Origin of the sequence: Tabrizicola caldifontis (genome assembly GCF_004762095.1) — a bacterium.
Classification (GTDB): domain Bacteria; phylum Pseudomonadota; class Alphaproteobacteria; order Rhodobacterales; family Rhodobacteraceae; genus Tabrizicola; species Tabrizicola caldifontis.
Genome location: NZ_SIJH01000015.1, coordinates 1 through 14,489, shown reverse-complemented (window position 1 = coordinate 14,489; position 14,489 = coordinate 1). Strand labels below are relative to the sequence as shown.

Here is a 14,489-nt window from a genome sequence, read left to right as displayed (position 1 = left end):
GGGAAGGGGCAGAATGCAGGTATCCGTCATCGTATTGGCCGCCGGTCAGGGCACGCGAATGAACTCCGACCTGCCCAAGGTGCTGCACCGCATGGCCGGCGCGCCGCTGCTGCACCATGCGCTGGCCACGGCCCAGGCGCTGGAGCCAGAGCGCCTTGTCGTGGTCACCGGCCACGGCGGCGAAGCGGTCGTGGCTGCAGCGCGCGACTGGTCAGAGGCGGTCGAAACCGTCGTCCAGGATCCCCAGCTGGGCACGGCCCATGCCGTGGCCCAGGCGGCCCCCCGGCTGGCCGACGCCACAGGCGAAGCCATCGTTCTGTACGGCGATACCCCCCTGATACGCGAGGAAACCCTGCGCACCATGCTGGCCGCCCGGTCGCGCCATGCCGTCGTCGTGCTGGGCTTTCACGCAAGGGATCCGGGGCGCTACGGGCGCCTGATCACCGAAGGTGACGAAGTGCTGGCTATCCGCGAATTCAAGGACGCCAGCCTTGAGGAACGCGCCATAACCCTTTGCAATTCTGGCGTGATCTGCGCAAATGTGCATCTGCTTCTTTCGCTGGTCGCCGAGGTGCGGAACGACAATGCCGCAAAGGAATACTATCTGACCGATGTGGTCGAACTGGCCCGCCGCCGCGGCCTGTCGGCGGGTGTGGTCATCTGCGACGAATCCGAAACGCTCGGGGTCAACACCCGCGCGCAGCTGGCCGAGGCCGAGGCCGCCTTCCAGGCGCGCGCGCGCACCGCTGCGCTGGACAACGGTGTTACCCTGACCGCGCCGGATACCGTGTTCTTCGCGCTGGACACCTGGGTCGGTCGCGATGCGGTGATCGGCCCGAACGTGATCTTCGGTCTCGGCGTCACAGTGGAATCCGGCGCTGAGATCAAGGGCTTCTGCCATCTCGAAGGCTGCCACATCAGCCGCGGCGCCAGCGTCGGCCCCTTCGCCCGCCTCCGCCCCGGCGCGGAACTGGCCGAGGACGTGCACGTCGGCAATTTCGTGGAAATCAAGAACGCCATCCTGGAAGAGGGCGTGAAGGTCGGCCACCTGACCTATCTCGGCGATGCCCATGTCGGCGAACACACCAACATCGGCGCGGGCACCGTCACCTGCAATTACGACGGGGTGATGAAGCATCGCACCACCATCGGCAAGCGCGCCTTCATCGGCTCGGACACCATGCTGGTCGCGCCGGTGAAGGTGGGCGACGGGGCGCTGACCGCCTCTGGCTCGGTCATCACCGAGGACGTGCCGCCCGAGGCGGTTGCCATCGGCCGCGCCCGACAGGTCACAAAACCCGGCCTTGCCACCCGGATGTTCGAAAAGTTGAAGGCCATCAAGGCTGCGAAGGCGAAAGGTCATTAGAAATGTGCGGTATTGTAGGTGTCTTGGGTAACCATGAGGCAGCCCCCCTGCTGGTCGAGGCCCTGAAACGGCTGGAATACCGGGGCTATGACAGCGCCGGCATCGCCACGGTGAATGCCGGCAGGCTCGACCGTCGCCGGGCGGTGGGCAAGCTGGTGAACCTGTCCGATCTACTTGTTCATCACCCTCTGCCAGGCAAGGCAGGCATCGGCCACACCCGCTGGGCCACCCATGGCGCGGCCACTGTCGCCAATGCCCATCCGCACCGTGCCGGGTCGGTCGCCGTGGTCCACAACGGCATCATCGAGAACTTCCGCACCCTGCGCGAGGAGCTTGCCGCTGACGGCTATGCCCAGGAATCGGACACCGATACCGAGACCGTCGCGCTGCTGGCCCGGCGCGCGATCGACCGCGGCGCAACACCGGTCGAAGCCGCGCGCAGCACCCTGAAACGGCTGGAAGGAGCCTTCGCGCTGTGCTTCCTCTTTGAAGGCGAGGAGAACCTGCTGATCGCCGCCCGGCGCGGCAGCCCGCTTGCCATAGGCCATGGCGAGGGCGAGATGTTCGTCGGCTCCGACGCCATTGCACTTGCCCCGCTGACGGACCGGATCACCTATCTGGAGGAAGGCGACTGGGCGGTGATCACCCGTGACGGTGCGCAGATCTTCGACGCTGCCGACCGGCTGGCGAACCGCGCAGAGACCCGTGTCCGGCTGGACAGCACCCGGATCGAAAAGTGCGGCCACAAGCATTTCATGGCCAAGGAGATCGCCGAACAGCCCGTGGTCATCGCCGACGCGCTGAAGGGCTACACCTCGGCACGCGGCACGCTGGAAATGCCGCAAGATCTGGATTTCACCGGCATAGACCGCGTGACCCTGGTTGCCTGCGGCACGGCCTCCTACGCCTGTCACGTCGCCAAATACTGGTTCGAGCAGCTCGCCGGCCTTCCCGCCGACATCGATATCGCCAGCGAATTCCGCTACCGCGATCCGGTCCTGTCCCCTGCCTCGATGGCCGTCTTCGTCAGCCAGTCGGGCGAGACCGCAGACACCCTTGCGGCACTGCGCCATGTGAAAGAGAAGGTCGCAAGGGTCGTCGCGGTGGTCAACGTCCCCACCTCCTCGATCGCGCGCGAAAGCGATCTCGCGCTGCCGATCCACGCCGGAGTTGAGGTCGGCGTAGCCTCGACCAAGGCCTTCACCTGCCAGCTGACCGTGCTTGCACTGATGGCGCTGAAGGCGGCGCAGGATCGTGGCCGGATAGACGCCACCACGCTGAATGACCGGCTCGAAGCCCTGCGCGCCGTGCCCGGCCTGATGAACGCCGCCTTTGGCCTTTCCGAACCGATCGCCCGCATCGCCGAGGATCTGGCCCGCGCACAGGACGTCCTGTTCCTTGGCCGTGGGCCGATGTTCCCGCTGGCCCTGGAAGGCGCCCTGAAACTTAAGGAAATCAGCTATATCCACGCTGAAGGCTACGCCTCGGGCGAGCTGAAGCACGGCCCCATCGCCCTGATCGATGCCGCCGTGCCGGTGATCGTTCTGGCCCCCAAGGATGCGCTGTTCGACAAGACGGTGTCGAACATGCAGGAGGTGATGGCCCGCAACGGCAAGGTGCTGCTGTTGTCGGATGCCGAAGGAATCAGAACCGCCGGCCACGGCACCTGGAAGACCCTCACTCTGCCCACGGTCGATCCGCTCTGGGCGCCGATCCTCTATGCGGTGCCGGCCCAGCTTCTGGCCTACCATACCGCCGTCGCCAAGGGCACCGACGTGGACCAGCCGCGCAATCTGGCGAAATCCGTGACAGTCGAATAGCACCCCCGGTCCGGCATCGCCCACGGAACACGCCCCGGCCTGATCCGGCCAGGTCTCCGGTCCGTATTCCTGCAAAACCGGAGTCCGCCATGCAGCGCAGAACCCTGCTTCTTTCCCTTGCCACCCTGCCCTTAGCGGCCTGCGCCTCTGCCCCGGCCATCCCCAGCGAACCCGGCCCGCCGATCACCCTTGTCTCCGCCTTCCGCGGACGCACGACCGGACGCGGGCATTTCCGCGTGTGGCTGACCGGCGACGAACGCCGCTTCACCGCACGGCTGAATGGCAGCGTCACCGGGCCGAGCGGTGCGCGGACCCTGACCGTGGTCGAAGATTTCGTTTACGACGACGGCCAGCAGGACCGCCTGACATGGATCTTCCGCGAAACCGGGCCCGGCCGCTGGACCGGCAAGCGCGAAGACACCGTGGGCGAGGCCGCCGTCATCGAGGAAGACGGCCGTATACGCCTGAGCTACACCGCCGATTTCCGATCGCCCTCGGGTATCACCCGGCTGGGCTTTCAGGATATCATCTATTCCCGTCCCGACGGGACGGTGGTCAACGATGCCGTGGTCAGCCGGGCCGGCATCCCGGTTGCCTCGGTCCGCTTCGTGATCCGGCGCTGACTTGCCGCCGGGCACGCGGACTGGCAGGTAGGGGCTGACCGCGCAGGATACGCCCCGGGATACGCCAGATGACACCACTTGCCGAACTTCAGGCACTTGCCGACCCGGCCCGGGCAGCCGAAATGCTGGCCTATCACAAGGCACCTCGGCCCTACCTGGGTGTCTCGGCAGCTGCGATCGCAACCCTGGCCGATCGCTGGCGCTCCGAGCGTACGCTTGAAGACCGCATTGCACTTGCCGCCGACCTCTGGCGCACCAACATCCACGAGGCCCGCATCGCCGCCGCAAGGCTTCTGACCCAGGCCCGCATCCGACCGGATGAGGCCTCCTGGGCGCTGATCGTTTCGTGGGTGCCCGATTTCGACGCCTGGGCCATTGCCGATCACGCCAGCATTGCCGGGCAGAAGCGGCTGGTGGCCGACCCCTCGCGGCTTGATGTGGTCGAGGCCTGGATTGTCAGCCCCCACATGTGGACCCGCCGCGCGGCGCTTGTGATGACGCTGCCCTGGACCAGACAGAACTTTCCGAAAGCGGCCGACCTTGCAATCCGCGACCGCGTGCTTGGCTGGTGCGCCAGCCTTGCGGAAGATCCCGACTGGTTCATCCAGAAGGCCGTGGCCTGGTGGCTGCGCGATCTGTCGAAACATGATGCCGGGCGCACGCGTAGCTTCCTTGCCGACCATGGCGCCCGGCTGAAATCCTTTGCCCGGAAAGAGGCCGCGCGTCACCTGACGGACTGAGGCCCGCCTGCATTTGCTCCTTGCGGAAATACTTCGGCGGTCCGGGGGCTGCCCCCCGGTGGCCAGGGTCGGGCACGACGCCGATCAGAGCGCGAAGATCGTCACCTCGGGCAAGCTGGTCAGCGGCAGGCCCAGCGCCTGATAGGCAGCCAGCGACAGAAGCGCCGCGCCCGTGCCCGGCCGCAGCTCGACCGCTATGCTCTTGCCGTCTGCCGTCGTGATCCGGCCCTGCGTCACCTCCTTGACCAGCGCGGTGGACAGCCACAGTCCCTGCTCGGCTGGCGGGCCCAGCGCGACCACAACCCTGCCCAGCTGCCTTTCGCCGCCCGTTGCCCGGGCGGACAGGGCCGCAGCCTTTTCCTCGGGCGTGGTCCGGTCCAGTGCCGCCGCGCTGACGGCCCGCGCGCCCAGCACCGTGGTGGCTACGGCAGGGGCGATTTCGGTCGCTGGCTGTGCCTCGGAAGGTCCGGTCACCGGGCCGGGGCGGGCATCCGCAGCCTCTTGCCGAAACAGGGCGCAGCCCGACAGCACAATGGCCAGAACCGGGAAAAGGGCAAGGTATCTCATGGTTAAGAGCCTAGCCCGCCGCATCCCGCCCTGCAATTGTCGTTCGCGCACTTGTGTGGCCCGTCAAGCTGACCTAGCTTTCCGGCATGACCTTCCCGGCGCCACCCCTTGTCGATCCCTTTGCCCGGCCGATCAGCTATCTTCGGGTCTCGGTCACCGACCGCTGCGATTTCCGCTGCACCTACTGCATGTCGGAAAACATGACCTTCCTGCCCAAGGCCGAACTGCTGAGCCTCGAGGAGCTGGACCGCCTCTGCTCGGCCTTCGTCCGTCTCGGCGTGCAGAAACTGCGTATCACCGGGGGCGAGCCGCTGGTGCGCAAGGGCATCCTGACCTTCTTCGAGGCAATGGCACGGCATCTGGGTACGGGCGCACTGAAGGAACTGACGCTGACCACCAACGGCAGCCAGCTTGCCCGCTTTGCCCGGCCCCTTGCCGACCTTGGGGTTCGCCGTGTCAATGTCTCGCTCGACACGCTGGACCCCGACAAGTTCGCCCGGATCACCCGCTGGGGCCGCCTGCCCCAGGTGCTGGAGGGGATCGAGGCGGCCAAGACTGCCGGCCTGCGCGTCAAGATCAACGCCGTCGCGCTTAAGGGCTTCAACGAGGATGAACTTTTCCCTCTTCTTGACTGGTGCGCGACCGAAGGCCATGACCTGACCTTCATCGAGGTCATGCCGATGGGCGAGGACATGTCCCCCCTTCGCCTTGACCAGTACTGGCCGCTCAAGGACCTCCGCGCCCGGCTGGCCGAACGGTTCAGCCTGACCGATCTAGCCGAACGCAGCGGCGGCCCCGCCCGATATGTGCGCGTTGAGGAAACCGGCCAGAAGGTCGGCTTCATCACGCCGCTCACCCACAATTTCTGCGAAAGCTGCAACCGCGTTCGTCTGACCTGCACGGGGCAGCTCTACATGTGCCTCGGCCAGGAGGACATGGCTGACCTGCGCGCACCCCTGCGCGCCAGCACCGATGATGCACTGGTAGAACAGGCCATCCGCGCGGCCATCGCCCGCAAGCCCAGGGGCCACGACTTCGACTATTCCCGCCAGAAGGTCACCGGTCAGATCACCCGCCACATGAGCCATACCGGCGGCTGACCGGCCCTGCTGTTTCGACCGCGCCGCCCTACGGGATCACAGCCGAAGAGCAGCGCCGAAATCATCAACCAGCCGTCAGACCAGCGCCCGCTGTTCCGCCACGTCCAGCAGCGCCTCAAGCAGTGCCAGTTCCACCACGCGGCCGGTCCCCAGACCGATGCCCTCGATCTCGTCGCTGCCGCGCGTCTCGCGGAGGGAACAGCGCCAGTGCCCGTCCGGCTCGGTCGCCTTGCCGGTAAGCTGGATCGACCACCCCGGCAGGCACAGGTCCACTGCATGCAGAAGCTGCCCGATCAGGTCACCCCTGCCCGGCGCAGGTTCCGGCATCTTCGGAAACACCCGACGTAGCAGAACGGCAGCGCGGTCGAATTCTTCCACCCCCAAGGCCGAGGCACCCTGCAACCGCCGCCTCAATTGCCGAATTTCGCTCTTGCTCATCCTGCGCCCTCTTTCCTCATTTCCCGAACATAGGACATGCCGGCCGGCATGCCCACCTTGATCCGTATCAAGACGCGCGGCGAAATACGGGCGCATGCTCTCACCTGAATTCCTGTCACCTGGTTGGAGCGCACGATGCCGCAAAAGTCCGTCAACGTCATGTGGTTCGAGGACCTCACGCGCGGCGATGTCGCAATGGTCGGGGGCAAGAACAGTTCACTGGGCGAAATGGTCCGGCAACTGGGCAAGAAGGGAATCCGGGTTCCCGGCGGCTTTGCCACCACTGCGGATGCCTATCGCGCCTATCTGAAGGCAAACGATCTGGAAGACCGGATCGGTGCCGTGGTGGCGCGCTGGCAGGATCACCGCATCACGCTGCAGGAAGCCGGCCAGCAGATCCGCGCGATGGTCCTTCAAGGCGACTGGCCGAAGGACATCCGGGATGACATCATCGAAAGCTATCGTGAGCTCTCGCGTCGGGCCGGCACGAGGGATCTGCCTGTTGCCGTCCGATCTTCCGCCACGGCCGAGGATCTGCCGGATGCCAGCTTCGCCGGACAGCAGGAAACCTACCTGAACGTCCGGGGCGAGGCAGAAGTTCTGGCGGCCTGCCGGCGCTGCTATGCCTCGCTTTTCACCGACAGGGCGATGACCTACCGGCAGTTGAAGGGCTTCGATCACACCAAGGTCGCCCTTTCCGTGGGTGTCCAGCGCATGGTTCGCGCCGATACCGGCGGGTCGGGGGTGATGTTCTCGATCGACACCGAAAGCGGTTTCGACAAGGTGGCGCTGATCACCGCTGCCTGGGGCCTTGGCGAAAACGTGGTACAGGGCGCGGTCAACCCCGACGAATACGTGGTGTACAAGCCTTTCCTTGCAAACAGGAAACTGAAACCGATCCTGAAGAAGTCGCTGGGCGAGAAGGCGATCAAGATGGTCTATGCCGGCGGGCAGGGCGCGGCGACGAAGAATGTTCCGACCTCGAAGGCCGAACGCGCCGCCTTCGTCCTGTCCGACGCCGAAATCCTCGACCTTGCCCGCATGGCCGCCACAATCGAGGCGCATTACGGCCTGCCGATGGACATGGAATGGGCCCGCGACGGCGAGACGGGGGAACTCTTCATCGTCCAGGCACGGCCCGAAACGGTTCAGTCGCGCGCTGCTGCCGGCGAAATCCGGTCTTACACGGTGAAGAAGGCCGGAAGACCGCTGGTCACCGGTCTTTCCGTAGGTTCGGCCGTTGCAACGGGCCGCGTCTCGATCCTCGAAAGCGCGAAGGACATCGACAAGTTCATCGACGGCTCGATCCTTGTCACCGGCACGACCGACCCTGACTGGGTGCCGATCATGAAACGCGCCTCGGCCATCGTCACCGACCACGGGGGGCGCACCAGCCACGCCGCCATCGTCAGCCGCGAGCTGGGGTTGCCTGCCATCGTCGGCACCGGCAATGCGACCCATGTCCTGCATGACGAGCAGGAAGTCACCGTCTCCTGCACCGGCGGCGATGAAGGCGTGGTCCACGAAGGCATCGCCGAATTCACCTCCGAAATCCTGCGGCTGGACGATCTGCCAAAGACAAGAACTCAGGTCATGCTGAACATGGCCAACCCTTCCGCCGCCTTCCGCTGGTGGCGGCTACCGGCCGATGGCGTGGGCCTTGCACGGATGGAATTCGTGATCATGAACGCACTAAAGGTGCATCCCATGGCGCTGGTCCATTTCGACAGCCTGAAGGACGAAACGGCCAAGGCCCGGATCGCGGAACTGACCAGGGGCTTTGCCGACAAGACCGAATACTTTGTTGACGGCCTCGCGCGGGGTCTGTCGCAAATTGCCGCCGTGGCCTACCCGCGGCCCGTCATCGTGCGGATGAGCGATTTCAAGACCAACGAATATGCCGACCTTCTTGGCGGGGCAGAGTTCGAGCCGAAGGAGGAAAACCCGATGATCGGGTTCCGCGGAGCGTCCCGCTATTACTCGCCGCGGTATGAGGCGGGCTTCGCGCTGGAATGCAAGGCGATCCACCGGCTGCGGAAGGACATGGGTTTCGACAATGTCGTCGTGATGATCCCCTTCTGCCGCAGCCCGGATGAAGCCGACCGCGTGCTCGCCAGCATGGCCCGCCACGGACTGAAACGTGGCAAGGACGGGCTTCAGGTCTATGTCATGGGCGAAATTCCGGCCAACGTCATTCTGGCCGAGGCCTTCGCCAGCCGCTTCGACGGGTTCTCGATCGGCTCGAACGACCTGACCCAGCTTACCCTCGGCATCGACCGCGACTCCGAGGCGTTGGCGGAGCTGTTCGACGAATCGAACCCCGCAGTCCTGTGGATGATCGAAAGCCTGATCACCCGTGCTCACAAGGCCGGGGCCAAGGTCGGTCTCTGCGGCCAGGCGCCATCTAACAACCCGGCCTTCGCCAAGCTGCTGGTCGATGCCGGAATCGATTCGATCTCTGTCACACCGGATAGCTTCATCGCGGTGAAACGCAACGTGGCGGATGCGGAAAGCGGCCCACACAAGACAAAGAAAGGGAAGAAACGCTGACTGCAAGGTCACTTCGCCCGGCCCATTCCTGTCTGCCCAAACATCCCAGCCGCAGGCTCACACGAGCCGGTTGAGCGCCTTGCCATCAGAGGCGAGACAACACAGGCTTGCGCCTGGAAGGGCGCTCTATCTGGTTCGTCAGGCATCCTGCGACGCGACCGGGTCAAGGCACTTCCCCTCCCCCTCGTGGGAGGGGACGGGAGTGGGGGGGCGAACCGTCGCCCCACCATCAAGATCGCCACGCCGCTCCGGGTCCGTTTCGCTGGACAAGGTTAACGCCCCGCAATCCACCCGCGCATAGAGACGGAAGCAAGACGCAAGGAAGACGGAAAATAGACGGCGTCTTCCCCGACCTTCAGCCGATTAATCCCACGTTCCCAATATCATGCCGCAATGCAGCGTCCAGATGTGCGCTGCGTTGCGGCACGCAAGCGTAACGCCGCCTTGACCGTGCGCGGTGCCCCCCTCACTTGGTCAGGATCAGCTTCCCTGCCCGGGTGATCCGCAGAGTGTAGACCTGTCCGTCCAGCACGATCCGCGCGAGGCTCCCGCCTTCGGTCAGCGCCCGGGCATCATGCACTGGCGTGGCATCCTTCGTCAGCCAGAGATCGACCCGGGCGTTCATTTCGCCGTCTCCATCCGCGCGATCAGTGCCTCCAGTGCGGTGCCGGGAAAGACGCCCCGTGCCGCGGAAAGGATCAGGTCCGGGACATCGCCCGAAAGGGCCGCGCCGGTCTTGTGCATGGCGAACTCCATCTGCTGAACGACACCGGGCGGACCCGTGAGGGTTGGCTAGGCTTTCATGCTTAACCTGAGTAAAAGAGTCATAAATGTCAATCCCACATTCCACTGGCCCCCAGCGCCGCAGCCGCTATCTTGCCGGCCAGGACAAGACCCATGACGCAAGACCCTGCCGGATCGCTGCTTTCGATGCCCCCGCCCCGTGTTCCGGCACAGGAGCTTGCCGCCCTTGCCGAAACCCATTGGGGCATGAACGGAATACTGCATCCCCTGACATCCGAGCGGGATCAGAACCATCGCCTTGAAACGCGCGGTGGCAGTTTCACCCTGAAACTTGCCAATCCGTCAGAGCCCCTTGATCTGACAGAGTTCCAGACACTTGCCCTTGTCCACACCGCGCGCGAGGCCCCCGACCTGCCGACGCCGCGGGTCATTCCGGCCTGCGATGGGCGCCTTGTAATCCCCACCGCGCACGGCGCCCTGCGGCTTCTGACGTGGTTGCCCGGCACTCCGCTCGCGCATGTTCCACGCATCCCCGCGCTCTCGGCCGCGATCGGCCGGGCCCTTGGCAGGCTCGACACGGCCCTTGCCGGGTTCACCCACCCGGCCGCCGATCACCACCTTCTTTGGGATATCCGCAACGCGGCCGACCTCGCACCACTTCTGCCAGCGCTCTCCGACGACCTGCGCCCGCGGATCGAGACCTTCCTGGACCGCTTTCGCGCCCAGGTTGCCCCGGCCCTGGCGCGGTTGCCGCGTCAGGTCATCCACGGCGATTTCAATCCTCACAACCTGCTTGCCGACCCGGCCGATCCAACCCGGCTTGCCGGCATCCTGGACTTCGGCGACATGACGCTGTCGCACCGCATCTGCGATCTTGCCGTCGCAGCCTCATACCTGATCGAGCCTTCGGATCCGCTATCGCTGCTTGTTCCGCTGACCGCCGCCTACCGGGCATCTGCCCCGCTGGGCGAGGAAGAACTCCGTCTCCTTCCTGACCTGATCACCGCGCGGCTGGCCACGACGCTTGCCATCACCGCCTGGCGTGCCATGCGCTACCCCGAAAATGCTGCCTACATCCTGCGCAATGTCCCGGCTTCGCGTGCAGGGTTCGAGGCATTGGCATCGCGGGACAGCCGGGCCATTGCCGACCACCTGCAAACTGCCTGCGAAAGAGCTGCCCCATGATCCGCCAGACCACGATGCTGAACGCCTACACCCCCGGCGCAGGGAAGCTTTCGCCGCAGGATCAGGCGCTTGCCGATCGCCGGGCAAGGCTTCTGGGCCCAGCGTACCGGCTGTTCTATGAAACCCCCGTGCATCCGATCCGGGGAGAAGGGGTCTGGCTGCATGATGCTGACGGTACCGCCTATCTGGATTGCTACAACAACGTCGCATCCGTCGGGCACTGCCACCCGCGCGTGGTAGAGGCGCTGGCGAAGCAGGCCGCCACCCTGGCCACCCACACGCGCTATCTGCATGAAGCTATCCTGGACTATGCGGAACGCCTGCTCGCCCTCTTCCCGCCCGAATTGTGCCACGTCATGTTCACCTGCACCGGGTCCGAGGCAAATGACCTGGCGCTGCGTATCGCCCGCGCCGCGACCGGCGGAACCGGGGTCATCGTCACCGACAATGCCTACCATGGCGTTACGCTGGCCACCGCCGAGATGTCGATGTCCATTGGCCCCGCAGTAGCCCCTGGCCCGACGGTCTTTCCGATCCCGGCACCCTGCGCCGCCAATTATCCGCAGGGCATCGCCCAGGGTTTCGCGCAGGCCGTCGGCGCGGCCTGCGACAAGATGCAGGCACAGGGGATCCGGCCGGCCCTTCTGATCGTTGACACGATCTTCTCTTCCGATGGCGTATACCCCGATCCGGCGGGCTTCCTTGCCCCTGCCGCTGCTGCGGTCCGTGCAAGGGGCGGCCTTTTCCTGGCAGATGAGGTACAGCCTGGCTTCGGCCGCACCGGCAGCCATTTCTGGGGCTTCCAGCGCCACGGCATCACGCCCGACATGGTGTCCATGGGCAAGCCCATGGGCAACGGATATCCCTTGGCGGGTCTTGTGCTGAAGCCTGAAATCGTTGCCGAGTTCGGTGCAAGGGCGCGCTATTTCAACACCTTCGGTGGCAACGCCGTCGCTGCGGCCGTCGGGCTGGCCGTGCTTGACGTGATCAGGGACGAAAACCTGCAACAGAATGCGGCCAGCGTAGGCGCCGCTTTTGCCGAAGGCTTGCGCAGCCTTGCACAACGTCACGAAGCCCTTGGCGAGACCCGCGCCGCCGGCCTGTTCCTCGGCCAGACCATCCTGACCGACGGCCGGCCCGACCCGGCGCGCACCGCGCGCCTTGTGAACGCCCTGCGCGAGAACCGTATCCTGATCAGCTCGACCGGGTCCCTTGGCGACAGCCTGAAGATCCGCCCGCCGCTGCCGTTCGGCCTGTCCAACGTGGATCAGGTTCTGAGCACGCTCGACCGGCTCCTGCCGACCCTCTAGGCCGCGCCGGGGGGAAATCCGCGCCCGGCATGGACGTGATAGGCCTTTGTCACAATCTGCCACTTGCCCTGCGTATCGGGCCGGTCTTTCACCATCACCAGGTAATCGGTAAAGTCTGTCCCGAAACAGGTGTCCGTCAGCTTGGCCACCGCGACCGTGCCGGTCACCTCGATCGACAGAAGCTCCGCGATGATCGGCGAGCCTTCGGGTGCCGTTTCCTCGCTCTTCACCCAGTCGATGAACTCTTCCAGCGGGAAGAACTCGTAGGTCTCGGCGAAATGGCCGACCTGAAGAGCGCCGGGATGGAACGCCCGCCGCAGCTTCGCCTCATCGCCCCAGCACATTCCTTCCAGATAGTCGACCACGACCGCGCGCACAGCGTCATGTTCCCCGCCCCAAGCCATCCGAGCCTCCGCCGAGTCGTGCCCCGCGAAGGTTAGCACGCCACGCAACCACCCGAACGAAGATTCTGTCGACAGCCTGCGCCCGGCCGCGCCACCGCCCGGGGATCAGCCCAGCGCGTATCCCGCGCCGCGCACCGTGCGAACCGGGTCGGACCCGCCATACTGCATCAGGCTTTTCCGCAGCCGGCCCACATGCACGTCCACCGTGCGGGTGTCGACGTATATGTCACGGCCCCAGACCAGATCCAGCAGCTGCTCGCGGCTGAACACCCGGCCCGGGCGCTCCATCAACGTGACAAGAAGCTTGAACTCGGTCGGACCCAGTTTCAGCACCTTGTCGCCCCGATAGACTCGGTGGCTCTCGGGGTCCAGCCTGATATCCTCATGCTCCAGCACGACGCCTGCCGTCGAGGGCCGCACCCGCCGCAACTGCGCCCGCGCCCGTGCCATGAGTTCCAGCACCGAATAGGGCTTGATCACATAATCGTCTGCCCCGGTTTCAAGGCCCCGGATGCGGTCGACCTCCTCGGCGCGTGCCGACAGCATGATGATCGGGATCGATCGTGTTTCGGGCCGCATCTTCAGCCGTCGGCAGACCTCGATGCCCGAGACCTTGGGCATCATCCAATCAAGGATGATGATGTCCGGCTCTTCCTCGTCGACCAGCATCATGGCGTCCTCGCCGTTGTCGGCCTGAGTGACGGCAAAGCCTTCCGCTTCCAGGTTGTAGGCCAGAACGGTGCGCTGCGCCGGCTCGTCCTCGACCAGAAGCACCTTGGGCTGTCCGCTGCGTGCCATGCTTACCCCCGTATCGGAACACCGGTGGAATCGACCTTGGGTCGCGCGTCTTCCGGCAGTGCGCCGGTGACCAGATAGATCACCTGTTCGGCAACTGCGGTGGCGTGGTCACCCACCCGCTCAATGTTCTTGGCGATGAAGTGAAGATGCATGCAGGGCCCGATGTTGCGCGGGTCCTCCATCATGTGCGTCAGGAATTCCCGAAAGATCGAGTTGTACATCTGATCGATCTCGCGGTCGCGCAGTCGCACGTCCTCGGCCAGCCTGAGATCGCGGCGGATGTAGGCATCCAGGGCATCGGTCAGCATCTGCACCACGGCCTTGGCCAGCCTGCGGATCGCGCCGGTCGCGCCAGGAACCTGCTGCATCTGCGACAGGATCGAGGTGCGCTTGGCCAGGTTCTTGGCATAATCCCCTGCCCGCTCCAGTGCGGCGGCGATCTTCATCACCGTCAGCACCGTCCGCAGGTCGCCCGCAGTCGGTGCGCGCAGCGCGATCAGGCGCGCGCATTCGGTGTTTATCTGGTCCTCCAGGGCGTCGATGGCGGCATCCCCCGCGCATACCCGTGCGGCCAGATCCTCGTCGCGGGTATCCAGCGCCTCGGCCGCTTCCAGCAGCGCGGCCTCGACCAATCCCCCCATACGCATTACCAGCGCCTGGGCCGAATCCAGATCGCGGTCGAAAGAGGTGACGATATGGGCTGTGTTCATATGTTCGGCTCCTTACCCGATGCGGCCGGTGATGTAGGCTTCGGTCCTTGGGTCTTTCGGGTTGGTGAAGATCTGTGCTGTATCGCCGTATTCCACCAGGTTTCCGAGGTGGAAGAAGGCGGTCTTCTGGCTGA

At 65.2% G+C, this 14,489-nt stretch carries 15 protein-coding genes and 1 pseudogene; 8 read left to right on the top strand and 8 right to left on the bottom strand.

The features are described 5' to 3' along the window. The first annotated feature begins 13 nt into the window (after nucleotides 1-13). The 4 genes from glmU to EYB42_RS13435 all read left to right on the top strand — a co-directional run bounded on the left by glmU (nucleotide 14) and on the right by EYB42_RS13435 (nucleotide 4,549). The gene (gene glmU, locus EYB42_RS13450; protein WP_135450645.1) at nucleotides 14-1,366 is read left to right on the top strand and encodes a bifunctional UDP-N-acetylglucosamine diphosphorylase/glucosamine-1-phosphate N-acetyltransferase GlmU; all 1,353 of its coding nucleotides are present in this window, start codon (nucleotides 14-16) and stop codon (nucleotides 1,364-1,366) included. 2 nt (nucleotides 1,367-1,368) lie between these two features. Then, nucleotides 1,369-3,186 (top strand): glutamine--fructose-6-phosphate transaminase (isomerizing), encoded by a 1,818-nt coding sequence (gene glmS / locus EYB42_RS13445; RefSeq protein ID WP_135450644.1) that lies wholly within the window; start codon nucleotides 1,369-1,371, stop codon nucleotides 3,184-3,186. A gap of 89 nt (nucleotides 3,187-3,275) precedes the next feature. After that, nucleotides 3,276-3,809, top strand: a complete 534-nt coding sequence (locus EYB42_RS13440) for a DUF3833 family protein (protein WP_135450643.1) — start codon at nucleotides 3,276-3,278, stop codon at nucleotides 3,807-3,809. Between the two features lie 68 nt (nucleotides 3,810-3,877). Next, a complete protein-coding gene (locus EYB42_RS13435) occupies nucleotides 3,878-4,549 on the top strand; it encodes a DNA alkylation repair protein (RefSeq protein WP_135450642.1) in 672 nt (223 codons plus the stop codon). Nucleotides 4,550-4,633: 84 nt separating this feature from the next. On the opposite strand, the gene EYB42_RS13430 is transcribed toward EYB42_RS13435, so the two are convergent. Next, nucleotides 4,634-5,116, bottom strand: a complete 483-nt coding sequence (locus EYB42_RS13430; protein ID WP_135450641.1) for a D-galactarate dehydratase — start codon at nucleotides 5,114-5,116, stop codon at nucleotides 4,634-4,636. 86 nt (nucleotides 5,117-5,202) lie between these two features. Between EYB42_RS13430 and moaA the strand changes: the two genes are divergently transcribed. Beyond that, the gene (gene moaA / locus EYB42_RS13425; protein ID WP_135450640.1) at nucleotides 5,203-6,216 is read left to right on the top strand and encodes a GTP 3',8-cyclase MoaA; all 1,014 of its coding nucleotides are present in this window, start codon (nucleotides 5,203-5,205) and stop codon (nucleotides 6,214-6,216) included. A gap of 75 nt (nucleotides 6,217-6,291) precedes the next feature. Here moaA and EYB42_RS13420 read toward each other — a convergent pair whose 3' ends face one another. Next, nucleotides 6,292-6,654 carry a hypothetical protein gene (locus EYB42_RS13420; protein WP_135450639.1) on the bottom strand — a complete coding sequence of 121 codons (363 nt, stop codon included), beginning with the start codon at nucleotides 6,652-6,654 and terminating at the stop codon, nucleotides 6,292-6,294. A gap of 135 nt (nucleotides 6,655-6,789) precedes the next feature. Here EYB42_RS13420 and ppsA point away from each other — a divergent pair, with 135 nt between their 5' ends. Next, nucleotides 6,790-9,204 carry a phosphoenolpyruvate synthase gene (ppsA, locus tag EYB42_RS13415; protein WP_135450638.1) on the top strand — a complete coding sequence of 805 codons (2,415 nt, stop codon included), beginning with the start codon at nucleotides 6,790-6,792 and terminating at the stop codon, nucleotides 9,202-9,204. Between the two features lie 466 nt (nucleotides 9,205-9,670). Here the strand turns inward: ppsA and hemP are convergent, their stop codons facing one another. Then, the gene (hemP, locus tag EYB42_RS13410) at nucleotides 9,671-9,829 is read right to left on the bottom strand and encodes a hemin uptake protein HemP (protein WP_135450637.1); all 159 of its coding nucleotides are present in this window, start codon (nucleotides 9,827-9,829) and stop codon (nucleotides 9,671-9,673) included. Beyond that, the gene (locus EYB42_RS17735; protein ID WP_256371628.1) at nucleotides 9,826-9,948 is read right to left on the bottom strand and encodes a hypothetical protein; all 123 of its coding nucleotides are present in this window, start codon (nucleotides 9,946-9,948) and stop codon (nucleotides 9,826-9,828) included. The genes hemP and EYB42_RS17735 overlap by 4 nt, the downstream gene beginning before the upstream one ends. A gap of 153 nt (nucleotides 9,949-10,101) precedes the next feature. Here EYB42_RS17735 and EYB42_RS13405 point away from each other — a divergent pair, with 153 nt between their 5' ends. After that, complete coding sequence (locus EYB42_RS13405; RefSeq protein WP_135450636.1) at nucleotides 10,102-11,133, top strand: phosphotransferase; 1,032 nt, start codon at nucleotides 10,102-10,104, stop codon at nucleotides 11,131-11,133. Then, the gene (locus tag EYB42_RS13400) at nucleotides 11,133-12,443 is read left to right on the top strand and encodes an aspartate aminotransferase family protein (RefSeq protein WP_167851030.1); all 1,311 of its coding nucleotides are present in this window, start codon (nucleotides 11,133-11,135) and stop codon (nucleotides 12,441-12,443) included. The genes EYB42_RS13405 and EYB42_RS13400 overlap by 1 nt, the downstream gene beginning before the upstream one ends. Here the strand turns inward: EYB42_RS13400 and EYB42_RS13395 are convergent. The 4 genes and pseudogenes from EYB42_RS13395 to EYB42_RS13380 form a co-directional block, all read right to left on the bottom strand. After that, a complete protein-coding gene (locus tag EYB42_RS13395) occupies nucleotides 12,440-12,847 on the bottom strand; it encodes a nuclear transport factor 2 family protein (protein WP_135450634.1) in 408 nt (135 codons plus the stop codon). The two genes, EYB42_RS13400 and EYB42_RS13395, sit on opposite strands and share 4 nt — an antisense overlap. A gap of 105 nt (nucleotides 12,848-12,952) precedes the next feature. Then, nucleotides 12,953-13,645, bottom strand: a complete 693-nt coding sequence (phoB, locus tag EYB42_RS13390) for a phosphate regulon transcriptional regulator PhoB (protein WP_135450633.1) — start codon at nucleotides 13,643-13,645, stop codon at nucleotides 12,953-12,955. 2 nt (nucleotides 13,646-13,647) lie between these two features. Continuing rightward, on the bottom strand, nucleotides 13,648-14,355 hold the full coding sequence (gene phoU, locus EYB42_RS13385) for a phosphate signaling complex protein PhoU (RefSeq protein WP_135450632.1): 708 nt from the start codon (nucleotides 14,353-14,355) through the stop codon (nucleotides 13,648-13,650). Between the two features lie 12 nt (nucleotides 14,356-14,367). After that, nucleotides 14,368-14,489: pseudogene (locus EYB42_RS13380) on the bottom strand (phosphate ABC transporter ATP-binding protein); the annotation flags it as partial.

What these genes read in the sequence shown, in the direction of transcription:
- moaA (WP_135450640.1), top strand. Translation starts at nt 5,203, where the DNA reads ATGACCTTCCCGGCGCCACCCCTTGTCGATCCCTTTGCCCGGCCGATC.
- glmU (WP_135450645.1), top strand. Translation starts at nt 14, where the DNA reads ATGCAGGTATCCGTCATCGTATTGGCCGCCGGTCAGGGCACGCGAATG.
- hemP (WP_135450637.1), bottom strand. Translation starts at nt 9,829, where the DNA reads ATGAACGCCCGGGTCGATCTCTGGCTGACGAAGGATGCCACGCCAGTG.
- EYB42_RS13395 (WP_135450634.1), bottom strand. Translation starts at nt 12,847, where the DNA reads ATGGCTTGGGGCGGGGAACATGACGCTGTGCGCGCGGTCGTGGTCGAC.
- EYB42_RS13405 (WP_135450636.1), top strand. Translation starts at nt 10,102, where the DNA reads ATGACGCAAGACCCTGCCGGATCGCTGCTTTCGATGCCCCCGCCCCGT.
- EYB42_RS13440 (WP_135450643.1), top strand. Translation starts at nt 3,276, where the DNA reads ATGCAGCGCAGAACCCTGCTTCTTTCCCTTGCCACCCTGCCCTTAGCG.
- EYB42_RS17735 (WP_256371628.1), bottom strand. Translation starts at nt 9,948, where the DNA reads ATGCACAAGACCGGCGCGGCCCTTTCGGGCGATGTCCCGGACCTGATC.
- glmS (WP_135450644.1), top strand. Translation starts at nt 1,369, where the DNA reads ATGTGCGGTATTGTAGGTGTCTTGGGTAACCATGAGGCAGCCCCCCTG.
- phoU (WP_135450632.1), bottom strand. Translation starts at nt 14,355, where the DNA reads ATGAACACAGCCCATATCGTCACCTCTTTCGACCGCGATCTGGATTCG.
- EYB42_RS13420 (WP_135450639.1), bottom strand. Translation starts at nt 6,654, where the DNA reads ATGAGCAAGAGCGAAATTCGGCAATTGAGGCGGCGGTTGCAGGGTGCC.
- EYB42_RS13435 (WP_135450642.1), top strand. Translation starts at nt 3,878, where the DNA reads ATGACACCACTTGCCGAACTTCAGGCACTTGCCGACCCGGCCCGGGCA.
- phoB (WP_135450633.1), bottom strand. Translation starts at nt 13,645, where the DNA reads ATGGCACGCAGCGGACAGCCCAAGGTGCTTCTGGTCGAGGACGAGCCG.
- EYB42_RS13430 (WP_135450641.1), bottom strand. Translation starts at nt 5,116, where the DNA reads ATGAGATACCTTGCCCTTTTCCCGGTTCTGGCCATTGTGCTGTCGGGC.
- ppsA (WP_135450638.1), top strand. Translation starts at nt 6,790, where the DNA reads ATGCCGCAAAAGTCCGTCAACGTCATGTGGTTCGAGGACCTCACGCGC.